Annotated in this window: 11 protein-coding genes, 1 tRNA gene and 1 pseudogene; 6 read left to right on the forward strand and 7 right to left on the reverse strand. The window is 58.4% G+C overall.

The window, feature by feature from the left end:
* Positions 1–104: 104 nt before the first annotated feature.
* Together GXM19_RS02585 and glgB are read right to left on the reverse strand one after the other, a co-directional pair.
* Positions 105–2,531: a glycogen/starch/alpha-glucan phosphorylase gene (locus GXM19_RS02585; RefSeq protein ID WP_006233919.1), complete on the reverse strand. Its 2,427-nt coding sequence runs from the start codon at positions 2,529–2,531 to the stop codon at positions 105–107.
* Positions 2,532–2,625: 94 nt separating this feature from the next.
* Positions 2,626–4,887 carry a 1,4-alpha-glucan branching protein GlgB gene (gene glgB / locus GXM19_RS02590; RefSeq protein WP_006233917.1) on the reverse strand — a complete coding sequence of 754 codons (2,262 nt, stop codon included), beginning with the start codon at positions 4,885–4,887 and terminating at the stop codon, positions 2,626–2,628.
* A gap of 331 nt (positions 4,888–5,218) precedes the next feature.
* Here glgB and GXM19_RS02595 point away from each other — a divergent pair, with 331 nt between their 5' ends.
* From GXM19_RS02595 to GXM19_RS02620, 6 genes are all read left to right on the forward strand, one after another.
* Positions 5,219–5,908, forward strand: a complete 690-nt coding sequence (locus tag GXM19_RS02595) for an HAD family hydrolase (RefSeq protein ID WP_006233915.1) — start codon at positions 5,219–5,221, stop codon at positions 5,906–5,908.
* A gap of 9 nt (positions 5,909–5,917) precedes the next feature.
* On the forward strand, positions 5,918–6,598 hold the full coding sequence (locus GXM19_RS02600) for a thiamine diphosphokinase (protein WP_050766069.1): 681 nt from the start codon (positions 5,918–5,920) through the stop codon (positions 6,596–6,598).
* Between the two features lie 106 nt (positions 6,599–6,704).
* Positions 6,705–6,780, forward strand: a tRNA-Ala gene (locus GXM19_RS02605).
* Positions 6,781–7,546: 766 nt separating this feature from the next.
* On the forward strand, positions 7,547–8,098 hold the full coding sequence (gene loaP / locus GXM19_RS02610; RefSeq protein ID WP_239057640.1) for an antiterminator LoaP: 552 nt from the start codon (positions 7,547–7,549) through the stop codon (positions 8,096–8,098).
* A gap of 55 nt (positions 8,099–8,153) precedes the next feature.
* Entirely contained in the window at positions 8,154–8,915 is a 762-nt protein-coding gene (locus GXM19_RS02615) for a sugar transferase (protein WP_239057641.1), read from the forward strand.
* Between the two features lie 37 nt (positions 8,916–8,952).
* Complete coding sequence (locus tag GXM19_RS02620) at positions 8,953–10,212, forward strand: nucleotide sugar dehydrogenase (protein ID WP_006233909.1); 1,260 nt, start codon at positions 8,953–8,955, stop codon at positions 10,210–10,212.
* A gap of 180 nt (positions 10,213–10,392) precedes the next feature.
* Here GXM19_RS02620 and GXM19_RS02625 read toward each other — a convergent pair whose 3' ends face one another.
* The 5 genes and pseudogenes from GXM19_RS02625 to GXM19_RS02640 form a co-directional block, all read right to left on the reverse strand.
* Positions 10,393–10,590: a type II toxin-antitoxin system RelB/DinJ family antitoxin gene (locus tag GXM19_RS02625; protein ID WP_006235589.1), complete on the reverse strand. Its 198-nt coding sequence runs from the start codon at positions 10,588–10,590 to the stop codon at positions 10,393–10,395.
* A 76-nt stretch (positions 10,591–10,666) separates the two neighbouring features.
* A complete protein-coding gene (locus GXM19_RS02630; RefSeq protein ID WP_006235590.1) occupies positions 10,667–11,446 on the reverse strand; it encodes an IS1595 family transposase in 780 nt (259 codons plus the stop codon).
* Between the two features lie 15 nt (positions 11,447–11,461).
* A pseudogene (locus GXM19_RS11205) lies at positions 11,462–11,527 on the reverse strand (IS1/IS1595 family N-terminal zinc-binding domain-containing protein); the annotation flags it as partial.
* A 274-nt stretch (positions 11,528–11,801) separates the two neighbouring features.
* Positions 11,802–13,046: a flagellar basal body-associated FliL family protein gene (locus tag GXM19_RS02635; protein WP_239057642.1), complete on the reverse strand. Its 1,245-nt coding sequence runs from the start codon at positions 13,044–13,046 to the stop codon at positions 11,802–11,804.
* Between the two features lie 13 nt (positions 13,047–13,059).
* The gene (locus GXM19_RS02640) at positions 13,060–13,242 is read right to left on the reverse strand and encodes a type II toxin-antitoxin system Phd/YefM family antitoxin (RefSeq protein WP_006236368.1); all 183 of its coding nucleotides are present in this window, start codon (positions 13,240–13,242) and stop codon (positions 13,060–13,062) included.
* Positions 13,243–13,621: the final 379 nt, after the last annotated feature.

Consider the following 13,621-nt stretch of genomic DNA (forward strand, 5'->3'; position numbering starts at 1 on the left):
TTCTCCTTCTGTCATCGATGTTCCTAAACCCATTAGCGACGGGCGCGGCGCTCGGTCGCGCCCGTCGAGTAATGCCGTGCTGGCATAGGGGAGCTCGCGCGCCTTTACGCGTGCCAGATCTCGTCGCGGTACTCGCGAATGGTGCGGTCGCTCGAGAACCAGCCGCTCGAGGCGGTGTTGAGCAGGGCCTTGCGGTTCCAGGTCTCCTGGTCGCCGTAGCTGCCGGTGAGCTTTTCCCATGCATCCACGTAGCTGCGGAAGTCGGCCATGACCAGGTCAGGGTCGTTGTTGTTCATGAGCTCGTTGTAGATGCTCTCGAAGTTGCCCGAAAGACCCGCAAAGGTGTTGTCCTTGAGCTCGTCCATCACTCGGCCCAGACGCTCGCGGTCGCCGTTGAGGGTATCCCACGCAAAGTAGCTGTTGGATGCCCAGAGCTGCTCGACCTCGGGAGCGGTTAGGCCAAAGATGGCCTCGTTCTCGCGGCCGGCCAGGTCGGCAATCTCGATGTTGGCGCCGTCGAGGGTGCCCAGCGTAATGGCGCCGTTCATCATGAGCTTCATGTTGGACGTGCCCGAGGCCTCCTTACCGGCCGTGGAGATCTGCTCCGAGATCTCGGCGGCAGGGTAGATGAGCTGGGCGTTGCTCACGCGGAAGTTGGGGATAAAGCAGACCTTCATGACCTCGTTGACGCGCGGGTCGTTGTTGATGACGTCGGCAACGGAGTTAATGAGGCGGATGGTCTCCTTGGCAAAGGTGTAGCTCGAGGCGGCCTTGCCGCTAAAGATGAACGTCGTCGGCGTCACGTGGAAGTTGGGATCGGCGATGCGACGGTTGTAGATGTCCATCACCTTCATGATGTTCATGAGCTGGCGCTTGTAGGCGTGGAAGCGCTTCACCTGGACATCGAAGACGGTGTTGGGGTCGATGACCAGACCGGTCTCGGCCTTAACGTAGGCGGCCAGGCGCTCCTTGTTGGCGCGCTTGGAGGCACCCACGGCCTTCAGGAACTCGGTGTCGTTCTGGAACTCTTTGAGCTTTTCCAGCTCAAAGGCGTCCTTCAGCCAGCCATCGCCAATGGCCTCGGTCACGAGCTTGGCATAGGTGGGGTTGGCCTCGGCAAAGAAGCGACGGTGCGAGATGCCGTTGGTCTTGTTGTTGAACTTCTCGGGCGTCAGGGCATAGAAGTCCTTGAGCACGATGTTCTTGATGATGTCGGAGTGGATCTTGGCCACGCCGTTGACGCTATGGCTGCAGATCACAGACAGGTTGGCCATGCGAATCTCGCCGTCCCACAGAATGGCGGTCTGGCGCAGACGCTCCTGCCAGCCCTCCTGCGTGGTGTCGAACGACTCGTGCCAACGACGGCTGATCTCGTCGATGATCTGGTACACGCGGGGGAGGAGCTTGGAGAACGTGCCGATGGGCCACTTCTCCAGAGCCTCGGGCAGGATGGTGTGGTTGGTGTAGCTCACGACCTGCGTCACGATGTTCCAGGCGTCGTCCCACTCGAGCTTCTTCTCGTCGATGAGGATACGCATGAGCTCGGGGCCGCACATGGCGGGGTGGGTGTCATTGGTATGGATGGCCACAAACTGTGGCAGCAGCTCCCAGTTTGCGCCGTGCTCCTTCTCAAAGGTGTCGAGCAGGCTGTAGATACCAGCCGAGACAAACAGGTACTCCTGCTTCAGGCGCAGCAGACGGCCGTGCTCGCCGGCATCATTGGGGTAGAGGATGGCGCTGATGGCCTCGGCCTCGGCGCGCTCAGCATCGGCCAGGGCATAGTCGCCGCGGTTGAAGGCCTCCAGATCGAAGTGCTCCTCGACCGGCTCGGCGGCCCAGACGCGCAGCTTGTTGACGGTCTCGCCGGCATAGCCCACCACGGGGATGTCGTAGGGGACGGCCAGGATATCCTGCGTGTCCACCGTGCGATAGAACGTGCGGCCGTTCTCCTCAAAGCCCTCGACGTGGCCACCAAACTTAATGGTCACGGCCTTGTCCTGACGACGGACCTCCCAGGGATAGCCGTGGGTGAGCCACTCGTCGGTGGCCTCGACCTGGCTGCCGTTAACGATTTCCTGCTTAAACAGGCCGTAGCGGTAGCGCATGCCGTTGCCGTAACCGGCAATGCCCTCGGCTGCCATGGAATCCAGGAAGCACGCGGCCAGACGGCCCAGGCCACCGTTGCCCAGTGCCGGATCGGGCTCCTGGTTCTCGATGACGGAAAGGTCGAAGCCCATGTCGTCGAGCGCCTCCGCGACCATGTCGCGCACGCCAAAGTTGAGCAGGTAGTTGTCGAGCAGGCGGCCGATCAAAAACTCGATCGAGAAGTAGTACACGCGCTTCTTGCCCTCGGCGGTGGCGCGGGCGTCGCTCTTGGTGGCAACGGTGCGTGCCTTCTCGGCCACGAGCTTGGCCAGGGCGTTAAAACGGTCGAGGTCGCTGGCGGCCTCGACGCTCTTGCCGCTGATGCTCATGACGGCATCGCGATAGAGCTCGGTAAACTCCTGCTTGTTGTCGAAGATCTTATTCATACGTTCCTTTCCCCCGGGGATGTTTCTCCCGGAACGGTTATGACATGTATCCTACGCCCCGCCGGGGCGGGTAAGTGCAGTGGTAACGCCTTTGTTACGCTTTCTTGGCAGGAGCCTTAACAGCAGCTGCCTTGGCCTTGGTAGTGGCCTTTTTGGTGGCTGCCTTCTTGGCCGTCGTGGATTTGGTCGAAGCCTTGGCAGCGGGCTTGGCAGCCTTCGCCTTGGCCGGAGTCTTCTTGGCAGCCGCGGCCTTGGGCTTCACCGAGGACGCACGTTTGCGCGTCGCCTTCTTGGGCTCCTCAACCACGGGCGGCTTATAGCTGCTGGGACCGCGGCGCTTAAGGACCACGCCTGCCAGGCCAGGCACCTTGATCTCGATGGAGTCCATCTGCCCGTTCCAGGGATAGGGCTCGCTCGAGCAGGTGTAGGGCTCCTCGCCGGCGTATCCGCTACCGCCAAACTCGGGACGGTCGGAATCGAAGATGACCTCCCAGTCACCCTCACGCGGCACGCCTACGCGGAAGCTCTCGTAGCTCGCCGGGTCAAAGTTAATCAGGATCACCAGGTCGTCATCGACGTCCTCGCCCTGACGCACAAAGCTCACGATGGACTGCTTGGAGTTGTCCGCGTCGATCCAGGTAAAGCCGTCGTCGGTGTAGCCGCGCTCGTACAGGGCAGGCTCGGCAGTGTACAGGTGGTTGAGCGCCTTGATAAACGCCTGATGATGACGGTGGGTCTCATACTCCTCGGTCAGGAACCACTGGATGGACTCGTAGTAGCGCCACTCGATAAACTGGCCGATCTCGTTACCCATGAAGTTGAGCTTGGCACCGGGATGCGTCATCTGGTAGAAAGCCAGCGTGCGCAGGCCGGCAAACTGGCGCCACCAGTCGCCCGGCATACGGCCGATGAGCGAGCACTTGCCGTGCACGACCTCGTCGTGGCTGAGCGGGCAAATGAAGTTCTCGGTAAAGGCGTACATGATGGAGAACGTGAGCAGCCCGTGGTTGCCGGGGCGCCACGGAAAATCGGTCTGCATGTAGTGCAGGGTGTCGTTCATCCAGCCCATGTCCCACTTGTAGTGGAAGCCCAGGCCGCCGTCCTGCGGCGGGTAGGTCACGAGCGGCCACGCGGTTGACTCTTCGGCCATCATCATCACGTCGGGGAAGTGGGCCTCCACGGCGCAGTTGACCTGGCGGATAAACGCGCTGGCGTCCAGGTCCTCCTCAGTACCGTACTTGTTGAACTTCTTTTGGCCGGGATCGTCGATGCCAAAGTTGAGGTACAGCATACTGGACACGCCGTCCATGCGAATGCCGTCAACGTGGAAGTTCTCGAGCCAGTACAGCACGTTGGAGACCAGGAAGGAGCGGACCTCGCCGCGAGCGAAGTCAAACTTGTGCGTGCCCCAGTTGGGGTGAATCTCGTGCTCAAACAGCATGTGGCCGTTAAAGGTGGCAAGGCCGTGGGAGTCGGCACAAAAGCCGCCGGGCACCCAGTCCATGATCACGCCGATGCCCGCCTCGTGACACGCATCGATAAAGTGCATGAGCTGCTGCGGGTTGCCGTAGCGCGACGTGGCGGCATAGTAGCCGGTCGTCTGGTAGCCCCAGGAGCCATCGAAGGGGTGCTCCATGAGCGGCATGACCTCGATATGCGTGTAGCCCATGTCGCGCACGTAGTCCACGAGCTCCACCGACAAGTCGTCGTAGGTGTAGAACTCGCCGCGCTGCGCGGGGAAAGGATCCATGGGGCCGGGGTAGTTGCCGTACTCGTCGGGCTCGCCCTGTGGCGTGTCGCCGTGGCGCTTCCACGAGCCAATATGCACCTCGTAGATGTTGAGCGGCTGCGACATGTGGTTGTGGCTGGCGCGGCGCTTGAGCCACGCGGCGTCGTTCCACTTGTAGCCATCGAGGGTCCACAGCACGCTCGCGGTACCCGGAGGGCACTCGGCCTTAAAGGCATACGGATCGGCCTTGTAGAGCTTTTCACCCTCGTTGGTCTCAATAAGATATTTATAGAGCTGACCCTGCTCGGCGCCAGGAATAAAGCCTTCCCAAATAGCGCTCGTATGCACGGGCACCAGCGGGTTGGCCTGCTCATCCCAGTCGTTAAATTCACCAATGACATGGACACTCTTTACGTCGGGCGCCCAAACGCAAAAGCGCCAGCCGCGCGTGCGCTGCTGCGTGTCGGGATGCGCGCCCATCTTTTCCCAGCTGCGCTCCCACATTCCAATGCCAAACAGGTAGACATCGTCCTTGGAGAGCTCCGGTGTGTGCGGAGCCGGTTTGCGGGTTGCGGGCTTTTTGGTTGCTGGCTTTAGCTTTGTATCGCTCACGTTTGATCCCATCATGACGCGGCAGCGTGTTGCCTTGGTGACTAGATGCGAAAGGTCCAAGGCTGCACGAATCGAAGGGACGGCGAAGTTTCTGTGATTCGTTCCACCTCGCGTGCTCGGTGGAACTTTCGGCAGAAACTACGATAACACCTGTGCGTTAGTTTTATGGACGAAAGCGGATTTGCGGGGGCGTTTAATCGGTAAGCGACATGTTTATACCACTGGCAGATTTGACGTGGTAAAACTCTTGACAGTTTTACCAATTTGGGTTTCAAAATTGTTTGGCTGACGTTTGGTAAAACGTTTTTAGCAGGATGTTTACCATTTGATATCGAAAGGTTCGTTTATGTCCCATACCGCCGCTCCCAAGGTTGCTTTTGTTTTCGATTGCGACGGCACGCTGGTAAATAGCACGCCCGTTTGGGCCTATGCCCAGCCCGAGTTATTGCACCGCCACGGTGTCGACGTGACGGTCGACGATTTTGCCCAGTTTGAGCATTTGTCGCTCGAGGACGAGTGCCAGGCCTACCACGACACGTGGGGCATTGGCGCGAATGGCGAGGAGCTGTATCGCGAGCTTAGCGACATCCTGATCGATGGCTACTCCAAGGTGCCGCCGCGCGAGGGGCTCCTGGCGTTTTTGGAGCAGGCGAAGGCGGCAGGCATTGCCATGTGCGTGGCTACGTCCACGCCGGCCGAGCTGGTGCAGTCTGCGCTCGCTGGCGCCGGGCTCGACGCCTACATGGAGTTTGTGACCACCACGGGCGAGGCAGGTCGTTCCAAGCAGTTCCCCGACGTATACGAGCTGGCGCTGTGCCGTCTGGAGGAGCGTCATGGGCACAAGTTTGAGTGCGCATGGGTGTTTGAGGACGCCGTCTTTGGCCTTAAGAGCTCTGGCACCGCCGGCTTTAAGCGTGTGGGCATCTATGACCCGCATGGCCGCATGAAGCGCGACGACGTACGCGCCAACTGCGATATCTTTATCGACAGCTACGAGGAGCTGGATCTGGCCCGCGTTCTTTCGTTTGAGGGATAGGCGAGGGCTGTGGCTTGCAAAGTACTTGTAGTCTGCGGCTCGCCCGTGGTGGCGAGCGCTGATCTGTTGCGTAGGCTAGCGAAGGAGTGCGATTACGTTGTCGCCGTGGACCGTGGACTCGACGCGCTACTGAGTGCCGGCCTGGGCTGCGACGTGTATGTGGGGGATGCCGACACGGTGAGTGATGCGGGTCGTGCGTTGGTCGATGCCGCCACCGACTTTGAAGTTGAGCGCCACGACCCGTACAAGGACTACACGGATCTGGCGCTGGCACTCGATTCCGTCCGCCGTCGCTGGCCGGGTGCCGAAGTGGTTGCGACCTGCGTCACGGGCGGCCGTCCGGACATGGCGCTTTCCGTACTGGGCCTGCTCGCGGGCTACAAGGGCGCCCCAGTCTGGATTGCCGAAGACGAGATCACGGCCCGTATCCTGCACGGAGGCGAATCCTGGGCCATCGAAGGTGCCGAAGGCAAGACGTTTTCTATCATCGCCATAGCCCCCAATACCGAGGTTAGCGAGCACGGCCTAGAGTGGGAACTAGATCACAGCCCCCTGGGTTTGTTGGCCGACACAGGCATTAGCAACATAGTAAGATCTACTGCAAAGATCGAAGTCCACACCGGTACTGCAATAGCGTATTTGCTGCATCAGGGTTTTATCGGGACGGCGGATATAAATAATCGCTCGTAGAGTGATTATTTTTGCCCCGTCCCAGGAAAACCCGTAAGTGCGAGGATCAATTGCAAAAAACTTCTTGCACAACTAAGAATCTTCCCCTATAGTATCTCCTCGTCACGGGGGCGTAGCTCAGCTGGGAGAGCGCTTGACTGGCAGTCAAGAGGTCAGGGGTTCGATCCCCCTCGTCTCCACCATCGTGAATGTAAAGGCCTTCGGAATTCCGAAGGCCTTTTTTCATGCCAAAACACTACGCGCCACAAACCCCACCTATGCCAACAAAAAGTTGCACAATTTATTTCCCATGTCTGTACATAGTTTGTTAGACAAACGCGATTATCAGTGTAGATCGCCGTTCCATTTGGGCTTCAGGAACGCCCCTAATCACCGCCAATACCTCAATAACCTGCATCAATGTGAACAACATTCCAAAACAACACCCTTGAACACGTTAAATGAACGATATGTTGTCCACCACAAGCCAAATCAGTTTCGTTACCAGCTTGTGCTAGGATACTTAGCGTTACATGAGTTCAACTGTGCTCGCGGCTCCAGCAAGCCAAAAAGCGCAGGGTCGATCAGCATCCGGCCGTAACGGCGGTGCCAGAAACACCACGAGCTCCAATAAAGAAGTCATGCGACGTTATTAATTTGCATTGCTTTAATTCTAAGATGCATTAATAGCTTGTATGCCAAAGTGAAGCAGTCTTTCAGCTGTTTGCGTGCGGTCCAGTTTCGAATTCGCTTGACTGGATCTCACGCAGCCAGCTGAGGTCGTTGGTGTATTTGCGATACATGCCAACAACCTCAGCGCTGCTTTTGTATATACCGTTCACGGTGGGGCAGAGCCACGTGCTTGTCTGACTGGGCTCAGGGTTTGAATATGGAGCGCCTTCGCGCACAAGCGCACTGGCGAAGCCATACCAAAACCCCGTGAGCCACACGTAAGACAGCAAGGGGGTGGTGCTCGTGTGGTATGTGATTCAGGTCATTAACGGTCGCGAAGATGTAATGCGCGAGCGCATCGAGCGCATGGTGCCGGCGAGCGCCATGCAAGAGCTCTTTTATCCCCAATACCAAACCGAGATCAAGGTGCACGGCGAATGGGTCAGCACGACTAAGCCGCTTTTTCCCGGTTATCTTATCTGCGATACGGCAGATCCTCGGACCGTGCAACAGTACCTGCTGCGCATGGATGACTTTGCCCGGGTGCTTTCCCAGGACGGTCAGTTTGTGCCGTTGGCAAAAGAAGAGACCCAGCTCATTGGCAGTTTTACCAATAGGGGAGACCGCGTGGTGCCCATGAGCGAGGCCCTAAAAGACGGCGACCAGGTCGTAGTTACGGCTGGTCCGCTGTTGGGCCACGAAGGCCTTATCAAAACCATTAACAGACGCAAGAGCACTGCTTATCTGGAGCTCGACCTATGCGGCCGACGCGTAACTACGCGCGTTGGCCTTGCAGTGCTTTCCAACGAGCAACGCGTCATGCGAAACCTTAAAAAGGCGATCGCCTAGCTGCAGACGGTCGCTACTCAGAACGGGGGGGGATCCCCGACCCGGGGACGAAGTGTTGGAAGAGAACGTATCGGATAAAACTCAATATACAACGGATGCGCCCGCGGGGGCGGCACTGATTGCACAGGCCATGGACCGGCGTGAGGGCGCCGGCCGCTACAGGGCCATGCAATCCATTATGGACTGGGATTGCTCGCGCCTTGCCTACCGCACCGTCAAGCGCGCGTTCGACATCGTGTTCAGCGGCTGCGTGCTGGCTGTCATCGCCGTACCCAGCCTTGTGCTCGCCGCGGCCATCCGCCTTGAGAGCGAGGGCAACCCGTTCTACAGCCAGATCCGCGTGGGCCAGACCCACCGTGACGGCAGCCTGTCAACCTTCCGCATGTGGAAGTTCCGATCCATGTACAAGGACGCCGACGAGCGCCTCGCCGAGCTCAGGGAGCAGAACGAGATCGCCGGCGCCATGTTCAAGATGAGGGAAGACCCCCGCGTCACCAAGATCGGCAGGTTCATCCGCAAGCACTCAATCGACGAGTTCCCGCAGTTCCTGAACGTGTTCCTGGGCCAGATGTCTGTGGTTGGCCCCAGGCCGCCGCTGCCCAATGAGGTGGCGGAGTACACGGAGAATGACTTGCAGCGCCTAGTAGTAAAGCCCGGAATTACAGGTTGGTGGCAGGTGACTGATCGAAGCGATACGGATTTCGATGGCATGTTGCGGAGAGATTTGGAATATATCTCCACTCGAAGCGTTGGCACTGATTTGAAAATTATCGCTCTAACAGTAATTGAAGTCATTAGTGGTAATGGCGCCTGTTGATCGTGAACGCACGTAACAATCTGGATCGGAGAATAAAATGAAGATCGCTATTGCCGGTACTGGCTATGTAGGATTATCCCTCGCTGTCCTTCTCTCACAGCACAATGAGGTCCACGCGCTGGACATCGTGGCCGAGAAGGTCGAGAAGATCAACAACTACGAGTCACCCATCCAGGACAATGAGATCGAGCGTTTCCTAGCGGAGGCCAAGGCGGGGGAGCGCGAGCTCGACCTGCATGCCACCGTCGACGCTGCGGAGGCATACACGGGCGCCGACTACGCCGTCATCGCCACGCCGACGAACTACGACTCTGATAAGAATTTCTTCGACACGAGCTCCGTCGAGGCCGCCATCGCCGCCGTGCGCTCGGTGAACCCGGATGCCTGGATCGTCATCAAGTCGACCATCCCCGTCGGCTACACCGCGGGCCTGCGCGAGAGGCTGGGCGACGGCAAGATCTTCTTCAGCCCGGAGTTCCTGCGCGAGAGCAAGGCTCTCTACGACAACCTGCACCCCAGCCGCATCGTGGTGGGCGCGCCCAAGGAGGACGCCGACGCCGTCGCGGCTGCCGAGCGCTTCGCACGCCTGCTTGCCCAAGGGGCGAACCCCGCCGAGCTGGAGCGCGTGAACGCCGACGGAACCATCGGCATCCCGGAGCTCGTGCTGGGTACCACCGAGGCCGAGGCCGTCAAGCTCTTCGCCAACACCTACCTGGCGCTGCGCGTGGCCTACTTCAACGAGCTCGACACCTACTGCGAGGTCCGCGGCCTCAACACCCGCGACGTCATCGACGGCGTCTGCCTGGAGCCGCGCATCGGCAGCCACTACAACAACCCCAGCTTCGGCTACGGCGGCTACTGCCTGCCCAAGGACACCAAGCAGCTGCTGGCCAACTACAAGGACGTGCCCCAGAACCTGATCGAGGCCATCGTGGAGGCCAACCGCACCCGCAAGGACTTCGTCGCCGACGAGGTGCTGCAGATGGTGTGGGACCGCGTGTACGCCGGCAAGGAGAAGCCGGTCGTGGGCGTGTACCGCCTGACGATGAAGTCCAACTCCGACAACTTCCGCGCGAGCTCCATCCAGGGCGTCATGAAGCGCGTGAAAGCCAAGGGCGTGCCCGTGGTGGTCTACGAGCCCACGCTGGACGCGCCGGAGTTTTTCGGCTCCGAGGTCACGCACGACCTGGAGGCCTTCAAGGCCGGCTGCGACGTGATCGTCGCCAACCGCTGGAGCGACGAGCTCGCGGACGTGGCGGACAAGGTCTATACACGCGACCTGTTTAAACGAGACTAGGTGGTATGAATGGCAAATAGAAAGGCTCTGTTAGACCATGATTGACATTCTGCCCCAATCATCTTTTTGAAATTGCAAGATAATCGCCCCCTTGCCGGGTTTGAATCCGGCAAGGGGGCGATGTGCTCAAGATCTGTCGGGTCAATCGTGAGGGTCCCATCGCCCAAGTCGATTTGCCGACTATCTTGCCGTCTTCCCGTCGGGCACCGGCGCCTTGACCCTCATCTCGAACGGCAACCCGCCCTTCCGGACGGGCGCCCTGAGGAACGCGTTGACGGCGGTGGACATGGACAGGCCGAGCTCGTCCAGGATGGCCGTGGCCTCCTTTTTGGCCTCCGGGTCGATCCGGATCGTCGTGGCCGGTATATTCGACGGCATGGCTGCACCTTTCCTCGTATATCGCGATGCGACCATTCTACTGTCTCTATGCGGCGGCTTCGGTCCAGTAGTCCATTTAGGGCGGCAGGACGTTGAACATATCATGGATGCGGCTCCTGCACACGCCGTTGGCGAGCTGTCGCGCGACCGTGCGCTCGGCGGTGCCGGAATCGGTCGCCATGAAGGTCCGGCACCACTTGAACCAAGCGAGGTAGGTGCCGAGGTGCTTCGTCGACACGCCCTTAAACGGCTTCATGAAGGTATCGAGGAGCGAATGGACGGTGTTGATCCGGTTGATGGTCCCCTCGGAAGGGTCCTTGGAATCGTAGGCCGTGTGTGCGTCGACCTCGAGCTCCGCGAGGACGTCGACATAGGCGGACGCCTTGTCCGTCGCTACGACGGAAGCGGACGCGATGCGGTCCCTCAGCACGTCCATGGCGCGTTTCCTCGACAGGATGCCTCGTCCCGAGACCTGGAGAAACGTCTCGTTCGAGTCGTTCACGCCGGTCATGACGCAGATCTGCTCGCGCGACAGTCCGCGCCTGTGCACCTGCTTGCCACGATGTCGGGAGTGACGTGGCATCGTAAATGACCCCTTCGTGTGGTTGCCCTTGAACGACTCGGGGAAGTAGGTCTCGTCGAGCTCGCAGCCGCAGCCCCGCCCGGTCTTGAACGAGGGCGAGTAGGCCGAGAGACACTCGATGAGCCTGTGGCGCATGGTGTAGGCGGTCTTGAGGCAGACATGGCAGCGCCCCGCGCATTCGCGCAGGGGCAGCATGAGAACGAAGCACTCGGCATTGGCCATCCAGGTCTCCTTCGGGAGCCTGCTCGTCCCCAGGATGTGCCCGCTGCCCATGCCGAAGGTCCTGCCGCAATCCTGGCAGAGGTAACGCTGCTCGCCGTTCTTTGATTTGCCCTTCTTCACGACCGCGGCGGACCCGCAGCGCGGGGAGCGCTCGGCCTCGTAGGCGGAGCCGGCGGCGTTCGGTCCTGCTGAGGCTCGCGATGTCCCTCTTGAAGGTGATTACCAGGTCCTCGGCGTTCATGCTGCCCCGCGGTCTACGAGGCTAACGATATGGCGCCGTGATGACATATGTATGTCAATCTTGGTCTAACAGAGCCTTCTTTTTACCGGTAAATTCTCACGGCTAATGCCATAGTACTATGGTATAATATATTTACCGAATGTAAGAGGAGAGGAACGATGTACATTACTCCCAGTGACCGGCGACGTCGACAACCCAATGCTGTCCCGTAGCCTGCTGTTCATAATGTCCCTGGTCCTCAGAGGTGGTATACGAATCATTGATTGCAGAAGCTCCATTAGGGTGTTGTGCATCACCGTAGGTAGAGATAACATGATTGTCCATTTCGGCTGCTGAGTTAAACGTTGCATGGCATACAGAGCACATCCAACGTTCATGGCGCGTATACACTACATTCGGTACCCAGACCTGGCTGTAATCTGTCTCCCAGTGGCCCTGCTCGGCAACCCACTTCTTCTGGCTACCGCCGTTGGAAGAGGAATTGTTACTGCCGGAACTCTGCGAATTGCCGGAATTCTGCTTGGACTGGGAGGAATCGCCCTTGTTGTCCGACTTCGAGGAATCGGAAGACTTGTTATCCTCCTTCTTGGAGTCATCGGACTTCTGGTCCTTGTCGTCGGATTCTTTCTTCTCCTCGGTCTTGGTTCCAGTCGAGATAGAGGTCCCATCCGGTTTCTTCACGGTACCGGCATTCTGGTCATAGCCCTGGTCATGCACGCCATCGGTGGACCAGATGTCATCGGCGATCACATGTCCGCCGGATCCGTTGATGATGTCGACCGTTGATCCTCCGGTCGGTGCCTTTGTGACATCGTATGCGACGGCGACCTTGATGTTGCCGTCCTTGTCAGTGGCAACCCACGTCACATCGACGGCACTGACGCCCTTGATTTTCTTTCCGTTGAGTACGGCAGCGAGGGCGGCGGATCGGCGTGCGGTCGAATCGACCATCTTGGCTGCATCGTCCTCGGAAACCTGGGTCACGAGTACGCGGCCGCTTTTGGCATCGACCCGTACCTGGTCAGAAGCGATCGACAGATCGGCATCGTCCAGCTTGAGCGTCGAGCATAGCTTGGCGATATCGGAAGTCGACAGATTGTCCGTCTTTTCCTCAGAGTTGTCCTTGACCGGTGTGACGGTTTGCTCCTGCTCGGCCGGCTGAGTGTTCGCTGTCTTATGGGAACTCAACGCGAATGCGGCGATACCGAGACCGGCGATGAGCACGACGCCTGCGGCGATCGCGATGATCTTCTTGTGCTTGTCTCGGTCATCGGTCGGTGTATCTCCATACACCGGAAGTTCCTCGGTGAGGCCGGCATCGTTCTCACCCTCGGTAGGGATGGGGTTTGTCGGTTTCATATCGCCGCTGTCGTAAACGGGCGGCTCGTTGTTCATGTTCATATCATCCATTTGCATTTCCTCCTTATGCTGTCTTTGGTGCTTCATCCTGGATGGATGAATTCGGGAGCGGTACGATCTGGACGATCGGCTTGCTTCCCTTCAGGACGACGACCGGCTTTCCAGTCGTCGCCACGTCTTTTGCGATGCGGGAGAAATCCCGCTTGACTTGTGAGATTCCAAGCATCGGTGGAATATCGCTGTCCATTGTATCGCCTTCTAAAACTGAACCTGTACCTATATCTACAGTTCTTATACCACAATAGCGCTGTTTTTAACGCTATTTTTGGAGTTATCTAATATACTTTTCAGTTAAATCATATGTTCTGTCTGCTTGCATGGACAAATCTAGCTGAGACGGTGAAATGCCGTAGTGCTTGCAAAGGCGGCGATCAAATTCAGCAAGGTCGATTTCATCGTTGCAATACCTGCTTGCTTCTTCAAGAAAGAAATCAGAAACTCTTTTACCTTCCAAGGTGTTCGTATATATAGCTTCTGCAACAAACTTTGGGCGATCGTTTTTTTTTGATCATTCTTTTGCTCCTTTCTAAAAGTATAATATCATTATACCATATCTGTATTATGGT

It is taken from the genome of Collinsella aerofaciens ATCC 25986 (genome assembly GCF_010509075.1).
Classification (GTDB): domain Bacteria; phylum Actinomycetota; class Coriobacteriia; order Coriobacteriales; family Coriobacteriaceae; genus Collinsella; species Collinsella aerofaciens.